Origin of the sequence: Chryseobacterium aahli (assembly GCF_022699665.1) — a bacterium.
GTDB classification, from domain to species: domain Bacteria; phylum Bacteroidota; class Bacteroidia; order Flavobacteriales; family Weeksellaceae; genus Chryseobacterium; species Chryseobacterium aahli.
Map to the genome: position 1 here is coordinate 1 of NZ_JALDNB010000014.1, position 14,152 is coordinate 14,152.

Consider the following 14,152-nt stretch of genomic DNA (forward strand, 5'->3'; position numbering starts at 1 on the left):
CCGATTAAAAAATCGGGATGCTCTATCTGGATTGACCTTCGATTAATTTTTTAATTTTTGCTTTGCTTTTCCAAGCTTTTATTTCGATCTCTCGTTTGTAAGCCACTGATTTATTTTTGAAAGTTTCAAAATAGACAATTATCCAATCTTTTGCTTTTGAAGTGAATCCTTTATGATGTGCAAGATGTTTTCTTAATCGTTCCTGCAAATCTTCACAAGAATGACCGATATAATATTTATCAATCGATTTAGAGTAAAGTATATAGCAGAAACACATGAGTAAATATAAATAAAAAAGAGAAACCAAATATTGATTTCTCTTTTTTAGTGAGCGCGTCAGGATTCGAACCTGAGACCGTCTGCTTAGAAGGCAGATGCTCTATCCAGCTGAGCTACGCACCCATTTTGCAATTTTGTGAAAATTACTAAAAACTTTTGAGCGGTAGATTTTGAACCTGATACCGTCCCGATGAATCGGGATGCTCTATCCAGCTGAGCTACGCACCCATTTTGCAATTTTAAAAAAAAACTACTAAAACAGTCGGGGCGGCAGGATTCGAACCTGCGACCTCCTGGTCCCAAACCAGGCGCGATGACCGGACTACGCTACGCCCCGATTAAAGGTCATCTTCTACAAGTTTTACCTTGTTTTTTGTGGGTGCAAATATATGAATTTTTTTGATAAGTCAAAATTAATATTGGATTAATTTGAAAAATATCTTTGAAGAACATATTTTAGACTCTAAATTGAAGATTAAAAAAAACAAAATAGGCAGGAATTATCTATTGTTGTGATGTTAATTATTTGAGCAATTTTGCTTTCACTCCCGCATTTTTAATCATGTTTCTCAACTCTGAAATCTGACTGTCGGAAAAGTCTTTTTTCGGAACCATATTCATTGTAAGCTTACTTTGATATATTAAAAACCAATCTGCGGTTTCTTTCACTTTAAAAACGGTATTCCAGGTGAAGTCTCCTTCGAAAGTTTCTCCCTTCGTCTGAACTTTTTCATCAGTAAAAGTATAAATGATTTCTTCCTGAATTTTCTTGTTAGAATAAAAAGCATTTTTCAGACGGAAGTAGGAACGCACAATAATGAAAACAATGATAGCAACAAACCAAAGCGCTGCAGATTTGAAAATTTCCTTTGTATCATTTTCAGCATTATAAAAATTCAGACCAAAAAACAGAAAAATGATCAGAGAGAAAATAATAATTCTTGACAATGAATTTTTAAGATTGAAATTCAAAAAATCCTTAAATGTTATGAGAGTTTTTATCGTTATCATCTTGACTAAATTCTTTCCAACTCTTCAGCACTGATCACAGTTTTAAAGCTTCCATAATTTACCGTCACTTTATTTTTAGAGATCGTTTCTATCGTCCCCACGCTTGTGCTTCCGGTAATTCTTACACGCTGCCCGATTTTCATCCAGACTGCACGGTCAGTTTTACGTTTTTCCTCAATTTTATCGTTGGTTTCGCTTATTTTTTCGATGACGTCTTCTTTTTTCAGCTGTTGCGTGATTTTTCTTTTAACAACTTGCATACGTTTGGTTTCGTCTTTGTCAGCTCCGATTTTTCTAAATTTTTCCTGCTCCAGAATTTTCACGAAATCTTTCACAACATCTTTTCGGGATTTCCCCTTAATGTAACTGTCGATAAAACCTTCAATTTTATTTCCAAACTGCAGTTTTCTGTGCTCATCTTCATACAATTTCTGGAAGTTGAAGAGCTTCTGCTGAAGCTGTTCGTTCAGTTTCTGAAGGTTATCACGCTTATCTTCTACAGAACCTTTTCTTTCAGCAAGGTCGGTTTTCAGTTTTTCAACCTCAAATTTTTCCTGCTGAAGCTTGACGATAGTTTTATCTAAATTAACAATGTCATGTTCCACTTTTTTCTTCGCAGAATGAATGATAAATCTTGGGATTTTATTCTTTTCAGCAACTTCAAAGGTGAATGAACTTCCGGCTTGTCCGACTTCCAGTTTGTACATCGGTTCCAATGTTTCTTCATCAAAAAGCATTGCCGCATTTTCCGCATTCGGAAGTCCTTCAATCACCAGTTTGATGTTGGTATAATGCGTTGTTATAATTGCAAAACTCTTTTTGTCATAGAAAAACTCAAGGAAACTTTCAGCCAAAGCACCACCTAATTCCGGGTCAGAACCGGTTCCGAATTCGTCAATGAGTAAAAGGGTGTCAGGGTTAGATTCACGGATGATTCCGCCCATTTTCTTTAATCTTGAAGAGTACGTCGAAAGATGGTTTTCGATCGACTGGTTGTCTCCAATATCGGTCATGATTTTTTCAAAGAAAAACATTTCAGATTTTGGATGTACAGGAACTAAAATTCCGCTCTGAATCATCAACTGAAGTAATCCGACCGTTTTCAGAGTAATCGATTTTCCGCCCGCATTCGGTCCGGAAATACAGATGATTCTGTTATGCTCCGTTAAACTTAATGTTTGCGGGAAAATTGTTTTATTTTCAGCCTTATTTCTCAACCATAACAACGGATGAAAGGCATCTCTTAACTTTAAAGTTTTATGACGGTTAATTTTAGGTAAAACTCCGTTCACCATTTCACCAAATTTAGCTTTAGCTCTCGTTAAGTCTAAATCAAAAATATACACCTGATATCTCCAAAGCTGTGGTTGGAAAACTGCTAATTCTGCCGTAAGCTGTCTCAGGATTTTATCAATTTCTTTCTTTTCTTCTTCCTGATCTTCACGAAGTTTAAAATAATGCTTCACCACACTATCCGGTTGAATAAAAGTAATAGAACCTGTTTTTGAAAGTCCTAAAACTCTTCCCGGAACTCTTTTTTTATACGCCGATTTTACCGCTAAAACTCTTTGGTCTTCAATTATACTTTCACGGATGTCATCCAGAAAATCACTCTGACTGTAATTGAATAAAACTCTGTTGAAATTCTCCTGAATGGCTTTTTTAGCCACCTGAATTTCAGCTCTCAATGTTTTCAGGATCGGGGAAGCTTCGCTTTTTACTTCTCCAAAACGGTTGAAAACCTTGTCAACTTTATCGATGATTTCTTTTTTAAATTCCAAAGCAGAGGCGTCCTGCATCAGATTTGGAAAAGTATCCGGCATCGTCGGGAAAAACTTTTGTAGTTTTCCTATTTGTTCGGTAAGGGTTTTTATTTTGATGAAAGCGACGTTTTCAAGACGGTAATTCTCAATCAGCATCAGCTTTAGCTCGCTTTCAATATCTTCGTATTCATCAAATGGAATTGCATTTGAACTCTCAAAACTCGATTGATATTCTGAAGTTTTTTTCAATGAAATTTCTGCCTCGTCAATTTTCATCGGACGAAGCTCAAGAATTTTTTCTCTCGTTTTCGGAGAATAGGCAAAAGGTGCAATTTCCGCGAGCAATTGCGGAAACTCTAATTCGTTTAAATCTGCTTTATTTATATACACAGTGCAAAGATAATTAATTTGAAAATGAGATAATTTGGAAATTTGAAAATGAATTTGATTTTTTACCATTAAGTCTTTGTTAAGAAGTAAGAGTTCTTAAGCTGAGCTTCGCTTTAAGCTGCTTGCTTAAAAAAAATCTATTTGATTTTTGCTTAATCAATCTTATCTTTTAAATTACCTTAATGTTTCAATTTAAATTAATTTCGAAATGGTTTTATTACATTTGAAATATGAAACTAGAAACCGAAAGATTAATTTTAAAACCCATTGACGAAAGTCACGTCGAAGACATTTTAAAGATTCGAAGCAATGAAGTTGTCAATCAGTTTGTGAGAAGAATTCCGCCAAAAACAAATTATGATGCGCTGGATTATATTCTAACCATCAAAAAAAGAGTTCAGAATAATGAATCTTTGAATTGGGGAATCTCTTATAAAAATCAACAAAACCTTATCGGAACCATTTGTCTCTGGAAGTTTTCAGATGATCGAACAGAAGCAGAAGTTGGTTACGAATTATTGCCTGGTCATCACCGAAAAGGAATCATGTCTGAAGCTTTGTCAGCAGTTTTAAATTATGGTTTTAATGAATTAAATTTGCTGGATATTTTAGCTTTTACCAATAAGTTTAATGAAAATTCAAAAGGTCTTTTAGTAAAACATGATTTTGTTTTGCAAGAGGGGAGAACTGATGAAGGTTTTCCGGAGAATTTGGTTTTTAGCAAAAAAAATAATGGTATTTAAATTGTAATTATAAATTATCAAATTAACTCATTCTCAAATTTTCAAATTAACACCATGACCTGGACCGAAATTCTAGCCCCGATAAAAAACACACCTTACTTTACCAATCTTTGGGAAAAGGTAAAGCAAGAATACGTAACCACAAAAGTTTTTCCACCAAAAAATCAGATTTTCAGAGCGTTGGAAATTACTCCTTTTGATGATATTGAAGTTGTGATTATCGGGCAAGATCCTTATCATAATGACTTTCAGGCAAATGGTTTGTGTTTTTCGGTTTCCGAACAGGTGATTGCGCCGCCGTCTCTTAAAAATATTTTTATCGAATTAAAAAGTGATTTGGGAATCGAAAGAACTTCAAAAGAATTAGACGATTGGGGGAAACAGGGTGTTTTGATGCTTAATGCAACGTTAACCGTTCGTGCGCATTCGCCAAATTCTCACAAAGATTTAGGTTGGGAAACGTTCACCAATTATATCATCAAAGAAATTTCAGATAAGAAAGAAAATGTGGTTTTCGTTTTGTGGGGCGCTTTTGCACAAAAAAAAGCCGAACTCATTGATCCGGCTAAGCATTTTATTTTAAAATCGGCGCATCCGTCACCATTTTCGGTTTTTAAAGGGTTTTTCGGAAGCAAGCCTTTCTCAAAAATTAATGAATATTTAGTTTCAAAAGGCAAGAAACCTATCGGTTGGTAGAAGAATTTCCGCCTTCTTTATTGATGATAATTCCGATTCTGTATTTTCCACCCAGAGTTTTTGCTCCGGCTTCAGCTGTCGGAGTAGGATTTACTTCAACTAATGAAATCTTGTATCCGTTAAAAATGGTCGACTGATGATAGTTTCGTCCTGCATTTTCTGTAGTTGCTAAAGGAATCGTCGCGGGTCTTGTGTAAGTTCCCATAAATTCTATATTTGCGACGGCTGCTCCCTGCCAGACACAAGTCACACCTTCCGGACAGCGGCTGTCTTCAGAAATATTTTTAAAGGTAACATTCATTTGGTATTCGCTCAGAAATTTATTTTCTCCTTCATTGAAATAAATGACTTTTCCTTCAATCTTCTGGTTTTTAGATTCTTTCATCGTCAATTTTTCAGGATTTTTTGTGTCTTTTTGTGCATTGCAGTTTGCTAAAAATAAGAAAGCAAAACTTGATAGTATAATTTTGTAAAACATAGTTTTTTAAATTAAATCAGTTGTCATATCCAAAACTACAACAAATAACATTGCCAACCCGACCACCATGCTAAAACCTGTTCCGTAGATGAAACCAATGAAAGCACCTTTTGTAGATTGCAAAGCTTTGTTCATGTCTTTGCTGTCGTGTAATAATTCTCCGATAAAAACTCCGGCAAACATCCCCACTAAAAATCCTAAAGGAATCGGGATGAAAATTCCGACAATTGTTCCGATAATCGAGCCTATACTTCCCCAGCGTGTTCCTCCGTATTTTCTATTCGTTTTTGCAGGAATTACATAATTTAAAACTGCCGAAGCCAGCGTAAGAACCACAAATGCCCAAATGTAGATCATCGACATGTCAGAATCTGTACCGTATTTATAAATTAATAACCCGGCAAGACTTAGAACAAGTCCCGGTAAAACGGGTAAGAAAGTTCCGAGTATTCCCAAAACGAGTAAAATAATACTGATAATTGAGATTAAAGCATGATCCATAAAATTAGTTTTTAATAAAAAAAAGTGACTGCTTAAAGTCACTTTTTCTTTGTATCAATTTTCAAGCCGATTTTTTAGAGATTAAGAATGACATACTGTAAAATTACACCTGCATTTCCGATATTTCCTGTAGCATGATTATGGAAACTTGTATAGTAAATATATCCACTGTTTGCAGAGCCAGAACAAGGTCCCACTGTTGCTCCTAAAGCTACTAAAAAAGGAACTGTTACTGTAGGAACAGAAAGACTGATCTGAATGTTTCCGGGAAGGGTAATACATACGGTGGTGAATGCTGTATTTGGAGCATTTCCGATAGGTGTAGTTGGAATTCCTGTCGTAGCAAAATGATTTGTTCTGATCATTAAGGCCTCGTTTGCCGGAGTCTTCACCAAAACTTCCCAATAAGCCGGATCATAGTTGATGATTCTTTGCCATGCCCCCAAATCAAAATCAATATTAAGAGTGTTAAATCCTAAAGCTGTCGCTAATCCTGCATTGCTTACTGTTGCCGGAACGATACCTGAAGATCCTGTGTTTGTAGAGCATAATTTTGCATCCGGAACAAATCCTCCTGCTGGTGCACAACTTGTAGTATTATTGGTTCCTCCCACTAAATATGCAACATCCCAATCTGATGCGTAGATACTGCCACCGTTTGCAACAAATGTAGCTAAGTTGGCATCAATTGCTGGAAAAAGTGACTGATTAACAGTGTGGTTTCTAGATCCGCAATTCAGGAAAATAATATCGTACTGAGCAATGCTATTGATGTTGGCAAGATCAGTATTTGTAATTTCTGTAGCGGTGTATCCTAACGTCTGAATAATATCTTCTATTTTATCATAAGAACCTTTTACATAAGCAATTTTTGCAACCTGATTCAGTTTGGTCTGGCTTGCGTTCAGATTCACGGTTTCATTATTTTTCACAGTTGCGGAAATCTGTGTACGGAAATTACTACCATCACCGGTTTGAATGTGAATCGTGTGATCTCCCGCCGGAGCTTCTAAAGTGAAATTTCCATCTGCGTCAGACGTCGTGTAGTAAATTTTATATTTATCGTCAAAAGTAAAAACTGATGCACCTCCAATAGGTTTGCTTCCGTTTTGAGACATGACCTTCCCGGATAGTTTTCCGGTTTTCAATACAGTTTCTGTAATCTCAGCGGGAGTTTCAGATTCGGAGCGGCATGCTCCCAGAGATAGTAGAATGATAAAAATTAAAAAAAAGTTAAGTTTTCTCATAATAATTAGTTTTGTGGTTTGGACTACTAAATTAATGAATTTATTGTTAAATGTGTTTTATTTTTAAGTTTAATTTATTGAATTTGCAATCAATTTTCAAAATAATTATGAAAATCTGTTATGGTAAAGGTTTTGCTGATTCTAATTTTATTAAATTTGCGATAATGAAAGACGAGTTAAAAGATACAAAAGATTTTTTGCAGAACATAAGTGACCAAATACATTATTTTGTAAAGGATAATGTGTATTCAGACCTTGTTCTTACAATTCAAATTTTACTTAAGTTTGTGTTTTTGGCTGGGCTTATTTATATGCTGGATTTTGTTTTCAAGCTTATCGTCAATTTGATATTCAAAAAGTTTTTTGATAAAGAGAAATACCCGGTTTTTAAATCAATTTATCAATCAAGAATTACAAACTCTATTGCTCATTTAACAGCTTTGAGTTTTGCGGGTTCGGCTCTTTTTTCTGTGTTTTACAGACATCCTAAAAGTTTTAATTTGTTGGAAATCATTGTCAATCTGGCAATTATCTTTGTAATCGCAGGAATGTTGTTTAGAGTATTAAATACATTCAGGAATTATTTTGTAATAAAACAAGATTTTTATAAAATAATGGCTCTTAACGCTATTTCCGAATCGGTGAAGATTTTTGGTATTTTTATTCTGACGGTTATAGGAATTTGTACTGTATTTGGTATTAAAGGTGCTACTGTTTTAGGAAGTTTGGGAGCAATCACCGCAGTTTTGGTTTTGGTTTTCAGAGATACTATTTTAGGTTTTGTCACAGGTCTTCACGTAGCAACATCACGTAGTCTGAAAGTAGGCGACTGGATCGGAATTCCAAAATACAGCATCGAAGGAAATATTTTGGAAATCAATTTGCTGACGACGAAAATCACGAATTTTGATAAAACGATTTCATCAATTCCTACTTACGATTTATTGACGACAGAGATTAAAAATCTTCAGGTAATGTCGGAATCTAACACGAGAAGAATCAAAAAATCTATATTTTTTAATATCAATTCATTTAAATTTTTGAATAATGAAGAAATTGAAAAATTAAAAGATATTAATTTGATTGAGGATTATTTGAATGAAAAAACTTCAGAAATTAATCTAGAAAAAGAAAAAATAGAGCACCGAGATAAAATTATCAACGGAAGACAGTTGACGAATATTGGTGTTTTTAGATATTACGCTCAGAAATATCTTGAAAACGATCCTGAAATTGATAAAGAGAGCCCGATCATGGTTCGTCAGCTTGAAATTACTACGCAAGGACTTCCTATGGAGGTGTACTGTTTTGCAAACGATTCTAAATGGGAAAAATTTGAGCAGATTCAGGCAGATATTTTTGACCATCTTTTGGTTGCTTCCAAAGAATTTGATTTGCAGATTATGCAGATAGGTCTACCGAAATAAATTCTAAATTGAGATTTGAAGTTGTTTTAAATAAATATGGTCACTCAGAATAAAGTCGAAATAGTAAACTGTATAATGCTTGTGTTATCAATCATTGCGGCTTGCTTTTTGCCGTTTGAGACTTTTTTATTTTCTTATGCCGTACTTGGACCTTTGCATTATCTTACAGAATTGCAGTGGCTTAATAAGAAAGATTTCTTCATTCCCAAAACGAAAACTTTGATGTTTGTCATTCTTTCTACCTTGATTACAGTGCTTTTGTTTTTAAATTATTATATCTTTTTTATTCAGAAAACAGAAATTTTGGTGGGCGTGATTTTGTCGTCATTTTTTGCCCTTTGCTTTAGTTTTATTTTATTGGTGAATTCAAATCGAGCCAGAATATTTATAGTAGGATTTATTTTGCTTTTGGGTATTTTATATTTTGTAAAACCTGTTTTAATCATCATGTTAGGTTTGTTTTTACCAACAATTATACATGTCTATGTTTTTACTTTCTTTTTCATGATTGTAGGGTATATGAAATTTCCAAACAGATTTGCATTGATGGGTATTTTAATGCTTATTTCAGTCCCATTACTTATTTATTTTTTTCCTTTAGAAAATTTGATTAAATCTAATTTTAGTTCACAAAAAATATATAATTCAACAGGTTTTAAAATAATAAATGATTGGCTTGCACTCATATTTGGTGACAATAAAGAAGCTAACACAGTAATAATCTTTAAAGCTCAGATTTTCATCGCCTTTGCTTATACTTATCATTATTTAAACTGGTTTTCTAAAACGTCAGTAATAGGATGGGCAAAAACTTTAGAACTTAAAAAAATGATTCTTGTTTTAGGAATCTGGATTTTATCTATAGCTTTGTACCTTTATAATTATCAAACAGGATTGATGGTTTTGTTTATTCTAAGTATGATACACGTCCTCGCAGAATTTCCACTCAATGTTTTATCCATCAAAACTATATTTCAAAAACTTATTAGTAAATGACTAAACTAAGCGTAAACATTAATAAAATTGCAACCATCAGAAACGCAAGAGGCGGAGAAACACCAAGCGTAACAGAAGCTGCAATAAAAATTCAGGAATTTGGTGCCCACGGAATTACCATTCATCCACGACCAGACGAGAGACATATTACAAGAAAAGATGTCTATGATCTGAAACCTTTAGTGACGACAGAGTTTAATATTGAAGGAAATCCGCATAGAGATTTTATTGATATGGTTTTGGAGGTGAAACCTGAACAAGTGACGTTGGTTCCGGATGCTGACGACGCTATCACTTCAAATGCAGGTTGGGATACCAAAAAACATTTCGATTTTTTAAAGGAAATCATCGCAGAATTTAAAAATGCAGGAATCAGAACTTCTGTTTTCCTTGACCCAACACCTGAGTTGGTAGAATATGCAGCAAAAACCGGAGCAGACAGAATTGAACTGTACACCGAGGCTTATGCTAAAGATTATTTAAAAAACAAAGAACAGGCAATCAAACCTTATTACGATACAGCAGTTGTTGCCAATGAATTTGGTTTGGGAATCAATGCGGGGCACGATTTAAGCTTAGAAAATTTAAAATATTTCGCAGACCATATCCCGAATTTATTGGAAGTTTCCATCGGTCATGCTTTAGTTTCTGAAGCCTTGTACATGGGAATGGAAAACACAGTTCAGGCGTATTTGAAAAGATTGGCAAAATGGTAACAATAGAAACTAGAAGTTAGATATTAGAAATTAGTAAAACAGTTTGAAATACTAATCTCTAACTTCTAGTTTCTAAAATCTCAGAATAATTATGGAAATTTTACACTCAAAAATATTTGGCGAAAATCTTTCGTCAACACCGCTTTTAGTATTTCACGGTTTATTTGGAATGCTTGATAATTGGGGAAGTTTCGGAAAAGAATTGGGTGAATTTTTGCCGGTTCATTTAATTGATTTACGAAATCACGGAAGAAGCTTTCATTCTGAAGAAATGTCTCATGATGATTTGGCAAACGATATTGCCAATTATATGAATCATTTCGGAATCGAGAAAGCTCACGTTTTAGGACATTCTTTAGGCGGAAAAGCTGTGATGCAGTTTGCATTGAATTATCCTGAAAAAGTTGAAAAATTAATCGTAGTAGATATTGCGCCAAAAGCATATCCGCCACATCATCAGGGGATTATAAAAGCTCTTGAAACTGTTGATTTCGAAACGGTGAAATCAAGAAACGAGGTGGAAGCAGTTCTCACTCAGTATATTCCCGAGAAGTCTACGATTCAGTTTTTAACTAAAAATCTATATTGGGAAGAAACAGGAGATACCAAAAAGCTTAATTGGAGGTTTAATCTGAAAACGCTTTCCGAAAAATACAATCAGTTTGTTTCAAATGCTATTAAATTTGGCGTTTTTGAAGGCGAAACATTATTTATTGCAGGTGAAAAGTCAAACTATATTTTACCGCAGGACGCATTCACAATCAAGCAGCAATTTCCGAAAGCTCAGATTGTAACTGTGAAAAATGCAGCACATTGGGTGCAGGCTGATAATCCGGTGGAATTCAGTGAAGTGGTAAGAAATTTTTTAGCATTAAATTAATCTATAATTTAAATGAACATCTGAGTGAAATTAAAACTTTGTGTTCTTTGCTAAGTGGAACGCCTTTGCAAATCTTAAAAACAGTTAGTAGTTAAAAAATCTTTGCGAACTTGCGTTAAAATTAATTAATCATCTCATACAAATTCAATCAAATAACCACATAAAATTTGCAAATTTGCAGGAATTTGTAATTCACTAATCAAGCAGGAAATAAATTCATGGTTTTTGTAACAGGAGCAACAGGAATTTTAGGCAGAATCATCGTTTTGGAACTTTTGAAAAGAGGTAAAAACGTTCGTGCTGCAAAAAGGCCTGCAAGTGATATTGACGAAGTAAGACATTCTTACAAGTTTTATACTGAACATTCGGAAATTTTTTTTAATGAAATTGAATGGGTGAATGTTGATTTTGACGATATCCATTCTCTACAAAACGCTTTGAACGGAGTTACCGAAGTTTATCATTGTGCTGCAAAAGTGAGTTTTCATCCGAAAGATGAGAAAGAAATGTATCATACCAACATAAAAGGTACAGAAAACCTTTTGTTTGCCTGCGAAGGCTCAAGTGTTCAGAAATTTCTTCATGTAAGTTCGATTGCCGTTTTAGACAGTTTTAATGAAAAAGGAGAATTAGATGAAGAATCAGATTTTAATCCTAAAATTGAACATTCTGCTTATGCAATTACAAAACATCTTTCTGAAATGGAAGTTTGGAGAGCTTCTGCAGAAGGTTTGAATACCATCATCATCAATCCCGGAATGATTGTCGGAACCGGAAATTGGGGTAAAAGCAGTGGTGATATTTTTCCGACTTTTGAAAAAAATAGTTTTACATTTTCAGGAAACTCAGCGTATGTTGATGTGCGTGATGTCGCAAAAATTGCAGTTGATTTGATGGAGAAAGATCAATTCGGAGAACGATTTATTATCATTTCCGAAAGCAAAAAATATGCAGAAATCGGAAACCAAATCAGAAGAAAATTAGGTTTGAAAGATGCGAGCATTCTTTCAAAAGGAATTCTTAATACCGGAAGATGGCTCAATGCCTTTTTTGGCTGGTTGATTCCTCAACTGAAAATGGCAACCAAAACCAATATCGAATCGGTAACTTCTACAAGTATCATTTCAAACCAAAAAGTGAAAGAAGGTTTAAATTTTGAATTTATTCCGGTGCAGGAAAGTGTAGATTTCCATCTCAATAATTATATTAATGACAAAAAGCTGAACAAATTATAATGAATCTTGCAGAGGCAATTATCAGTAAAAATGCTGAAAAACATCCGTATAAATCAGCTGTTGGTTTTAAAAAAAAAGAAGGATGGAAAGAATTGAGCTGGAAAAAATTCAGCGAAATTATTTATAAAACCGCAAACGCTTTAAAAAGCAACGGAGTAGAAGAAAACGACAAAGTAGCCATCTACGCAGACAACTCTGCAGAATGGTTTATTTTTGATCTGGCAGCAATGTCAATCGGAGCGATTACGGTTCCTATTTATTCTACCAACAACGCTGAACAGGCAGAATATATCATCAAAGATTCTCAGGCAAAAATTATTTTAGTCGGAAATCAGAAGCAGTACGATGCGTCTTTTGAAATTGTTCAAAATGAAAACAGCCTTCAAACCATTATTGTATCTAAAAAAGCAGTTTGGGTAAAAAAAGAAAACACTTTCTATCTTGAAGATTTTATTGCTAAATCTTCCCCAAAATTAGAGATTATCAAAAAGGAATTTGATGACCTTGCGACGATTATTTATACCTCAGGAACTACCGGAACGCCAAAAGGTGTCATGCTGACCCACGGGAATTTCATTAAATCTTTTGATGCACATTTTGAGTTTTTTAAATTTAAAAATTTCGAAGAAGAACTCTCATTAGCGTTTTTACCGTTGACTCACGTTTTCGAAAGATGCTGGAGTTTATTGTGTCTATATGGGGGTGCAAGAGTGTATTTTCTTGAAGATCCGAAAGATATTGCCCAGGCATTGGTCGAGGTAAAACCTACGATGATGTGCGCTGTACCAAGGTTTTTCCAAAAAGTGTATGCAGGAGTTTTAGAAAAAGCCAAAGAAGGTTCATCATTTAAATTAAAAATCTTCGACTGGGCTATTGAAGTAGGAAAGCAAACCGCAGAATTGAAAAGAGTAGAAAAACCAGTTTCTTTTGGATTGATGCTAAAACATTCAGTGGCGAATGCTTTAGTTTTCAATAAAGTGAAACAAAAAATGGGTGGAAGACTTTGGTTTATGCCTTGCGGTGGTGCTTCTGTTTCACCTGATGTGACCCAATTGTTTGAAGCAATGGGACTACATATCACTGTTGGTTATGGTCTTACCGAAACTACTGCGACTTTGACAGCGTTTCCATTTACTCATTTTGAGCATGGAAGTTGCGGAAAACCTTTACCCGGCGTTGAAATTAGAATTGGTGAAAATGACGAAATTCAGGCAAAAGGAAATGGCGTAATGAAAGGCTATTACCAAAAACCTGAAGAGACGGAAAAAGTTTTCACACAAGACGGTTGGTTCAAAACCGGTGATGCCGGAAAGTTTGATGAAAACGGAAATCTCTTCATCACAGACCGTATCAAAGATTTAATGAAGACTTCCAACGGAAAATATATTGCACCACAGCAGATTGAAAATATTCTGACGAATAATAATTTTATCAGTCAGATTGTTTTGATTGCCGAAGGACGACAGTTTGTTTCAGCATTGATTGTTCCGAATTTTGAATTTTTAGAAGATTATGCGAAGAAAAATAATTTTTCGTTCAGTAATCGTGAAGAATTGGTACAAAAGAAAGAAGTAAATGATCTATATAAGGATAAAATAAAAGAATTGCAGCACGAACTTTCAGATTATGAAAAGGTGAAAAAGTTTACTTTAATGCCTTCTGAATTTGAAATCAGCAGCGGAGAAATCACCCCGACGTTGAAAGTAAAAAGAGCAGTAGTTTTGAAAAAATATGCTGAGATTATTGAAAAAATGTATTAGATTATTGATATTAATTTTCATTTAAATTAA

At 34.3% G+C, this 14,152-nt stretch carries 14 protein-coding genes and 2 tRNA genes; 8 read left to right on the forward strand and 8 right to left on the reverse strand.

Annotated elements, in window-relative coordinates; genetic code table 11:
* Positions 1 to 22 precede the first annotated feature (22 nt).
* The 5 genes from MQX03_RS17855 to MQX03_RS17875 form a co-directional block, all read right to left on the reverse strand.
* Entirely contained in the window at positions 23 to 277 is a 255-nt protein-coding gene (locus tag MQX03_RS17855; protein WP_129536348.1) for a GIY-YIG nuclease family protein, read from the reverse strand.
* 51 nt (positions 278 to 328) lie between these two features.
* Positions 329 to 402 (reverse strand) — tRNA-Arg (locus tag MQX03_RS17860).
* Positions 403 to 541: 139 nt separating this feature from the next.
* Positions 542 to 616 (reverse strand) — tRNA-Pro (locus MQX03_RS17865).
* Between the two features lie 185 nt (positions 617 to 801).
* Positions 802 to 1,227 (reverse strand): YcxB family protein, encoded by a 426-nt coding sequence (locus tag MQX03_RS17870; protein ID WP_242804634.1) that lies wholly within the window; start codon positions 1,225 to 1,227, stop codon positions 802 to 804.
* A 68-nt stretch (positions 1,228 to 1,295) separates the two neighbouring features.
* The gene (locus MQX03_RS17875) at positions 1,296 to 3,443 is read right to left on the reverse strand and encodes an endonuclease MutS2 (protein WP_242804636.1); all 2,148 of its coding nucleotides are present in this window, start codon (positions 3,441 to 3,443) and stop codon (positions 1,296 to 1,298) included.
* Positions 3,444 to 3,673: 230 nt separating this feature from the next.
* Here MQX03_RS17875 and MQX03_RS17880 point away from each other — a divergent pair, with 230 nt between their 5' ends.
* Together MQX03_RS17880 and MQX03_RS17885 are read left to right on the forward strand one after the other, a co-directional pair.
* Positions 3,674 to 4,186 carry a GNAT family N-acetyltransferase gene (locus MQX03_RS17880; protein WP_242804638.1) on the forward strand — a complete coding sequence of 171 codons (513 nt, stop codon included), beginning with the start codon at positions 3,674 to 3,676 and terminating at the stop codon, positions 4,184 to 4,186.
* 54 nt (positions 4,187 to 4,240) lie between these two features.
* Positions 4,241 to 4,882, forward strand: coding sequence for a uracil-DNA glycosylase (locus tag MQX03_RS17885; protein WP_242804640.1), 642 nt, complete (start codon positions 4,241 to 4,243; stop codon positions 4,880 to 4,882).
* On the opposite strand, the gene MQX03_RS17890 is transcribed toward MQX03_RS17885, so the two are convergent.
* The 3 genes from MQX03_RS17890 to MQX03_RS17900 form a co-directional block, all read right to left on the reverse strand.
* Complete coding sequence (locus tag MQX03_RS17890) at positions 4,869 to 5,360, reverse strand: hypothetical protein (protein WP_242804642.1); 492 nt, start codon at positions 5,358 to 5,360, stop codon at positions 4,869 to 4,871. The two genes, MQX03_RS17885 and MQX03_RS17890, sit on opposite strands and share 14 nt — an antisense overlap.
* A 6-nt stretch (positions 5,361 to 5,366) precedes the next feature.
* A complete protein-coding gene (locus MQX03_RS17895) occupies positions 5,367 to 5,861 on the reverse strand; it encodes a DUF456 domain-containing protein (protein WP_129536354.1) in 495 nt (164 codons plus the stop codon).
* Positions 5,862 to 5,935: 74 nt separating this feature from the next.
* The gene (locus MQX03_RS17900) at positions 5,936 to 7,108 is read right to left on the reverse strand and encodes a carboxypeptidase regulatory-like domain-containing protein (protein ID WP_242804644.1); all 1,173 of its coding nucleotides are present in this window, start codon (positions 7,106 to 7,108) and stop codon (positions 5,936 to 5,938) included.
* Positions 7,109 to 7,272: 164 nt separating this feature from the next.
* Here MQX03_RS17900 and MQX03_RS17905 point away from each other — a divergent pair, with 164 nt between their 5' ends.
* From MQX03_RS17905 to MQX03_RS17930, 6 genes are all read left to right on the forward strand, one after another.
* Positions 7,273 to 8,535, forward strand: coding sequence for a mechanosensitive ion channel family protein (locus MQX03_RS17905; protein WP_242804893.1), 1,263 nt, complete (start codon positions 7,273 to 7,275; stop codon positions 8,533 to 8,535).
* A gap of 75 nt (positions 8,536 to 8,610) precedes the next feature.
* Positions 8,611 to 9,531, forward strand: coding sequence for a hypothetical protein (locus MQX03_RS17910; protein ID WP_242804646.1), 921 nt, complete (start codon positions 8,611 to 8,613; stop codon positions 9,529 to 9,531).
* The gene (locus MQX03_RS17915; protein WP_242804648.1) at positions 9,528 to 10,247 is read left to right on the forward strand and encodes a pyridoxine 5'-phosphate synthase; all 720 of its coding nucleotides are present in this window, start codon (positions 9,528 to 9,530) and stop codon (positions 10,245 to 10,247) included. The genes MQX03_RS17910 and MQX03_RS17915 overlap by 4 nt, the downstream gene beginning before the upstream one ends.
* A gap of 91 nt (positions 10,248 to 10,338) precedes the next feature.
* Positions 10,339 to 11,127 (forward strand): alpha/beta fold hydrolase, encoded by a 789-nt coding sequence (locus MQX03_RS17920; RefSeq protein ID WP_242804650.1) that lies wholly within the window; start codon positions 10,339 to 10,341, stop codon positions 11,125 to 11,127.
* Between the two features lie 218 nt (positions 11,128 to 11,345).
* Positions 11,346 to 12,362: an NAD-dependent epimerase/dehydratase family protein gene (locus tag MQX03_RS17925; RefSeq protein ID WP_242804652.1), complete on the forward strand. Its 1,017-nt coding sequence runs from the start codon at positions 11,346 to 11,348 to the stop codon at positions 12,360 to 12,362.
* Entirely contained in the window at positions 12,362 to 14,122 is a 1,761-nt protein-coding gene (locus MQX03_RS17930; protein ID WP_242804654.1) for an AMP-dependent synthetase/ligase, read from the forward strand. The genes MQX03_RS17925 and MQX03_RS17930 overlap by 1 nt, the downstream gene beginning before the upstream one ends.
* Positions 14,123 to 14,152: the final 30 nt, after the last annotated feature.

Coding starts and splice junctions, on each gene's coding strand:
- MQX03_RS17855 (WP_129536348.1), bottom strand. CDS start 277: ATGTGTTTCTGCTATATACTTTACTCTAAATCGATTGATAAATATTAT.
- MQX03_RS17880 (WP_242804638.1), top strand. CDS start 3,674: ATGAAACTAGAAACCGAAAGATTAATTTTAAAACCCATTGACGAAAGT.
- MQX03_RS17885 (WP_242804640.1), top strand. CDS start 4,241: ATGACCTGGACCGAAATTCTAGCCCCGATAAAAAACACACCTTACTTT.
- MQX03_RS17890 (WP_242804642.1), bottom strand. CDS start 5,360: ATGTTTTACAAAATTATACTATCAAGTTTTGCTTTCTTATTTTTAGCA.
- MQX03_RS17895 (WP_129536354.1), bottom strand. CDS start 5,861: ATGGATCATGCTTTAATCTCAATTATCAGTATTATTTTACTCGTTTTG.
- MQX03_RS17900 (WP_242804644.1), bottom strand. CDS start 7,108: ATGAGAAAACTTAACTTTTTTTTAATTTTTATCATTCTACTATCTCTG.
- MQX03_RS17905 (WP_242804893.1), top strand. CDS start 7,273: ATGAAAGACGAGTTAAAAGATACAAAAGATTTTTTGCAGAACATAAGT.
- MQX03_RS17910 (WP_242804646.1), top strand. CDS start 8,611: ATGCTTGTGTTATCAATCATTGCGGCTTGCTTTTTGCCGTTTGAGACT.
- MQX03_RS17915 (WP_242804648.1), top strand. CDS start 9,528: ATGACTAAACTAAGCGTAAACATTAATAAAATTGCAACCATCAGAAAC.
- MQX03_RS17920 (WP_242804650.1), top strand. CDS start 10,339: ATGGAAATTTTACACTCAAAAATATTTGGCGAAAATCTTTCGTCAACA.
- MQX03_RS17925 (WP_242804652.1), top strand. CDS start 11,346: ATGGTTTTTGTAACAGGAGCAACAGGAATTTTAGGCAGAATCATCGTT.
- MQX03_RS17930 (WP_242804654.1), top strand. CDS start 12,362: ATGAATCTTGCAGAGGCAATTATCAGTAAAAATGCTGAAAAACATCCG.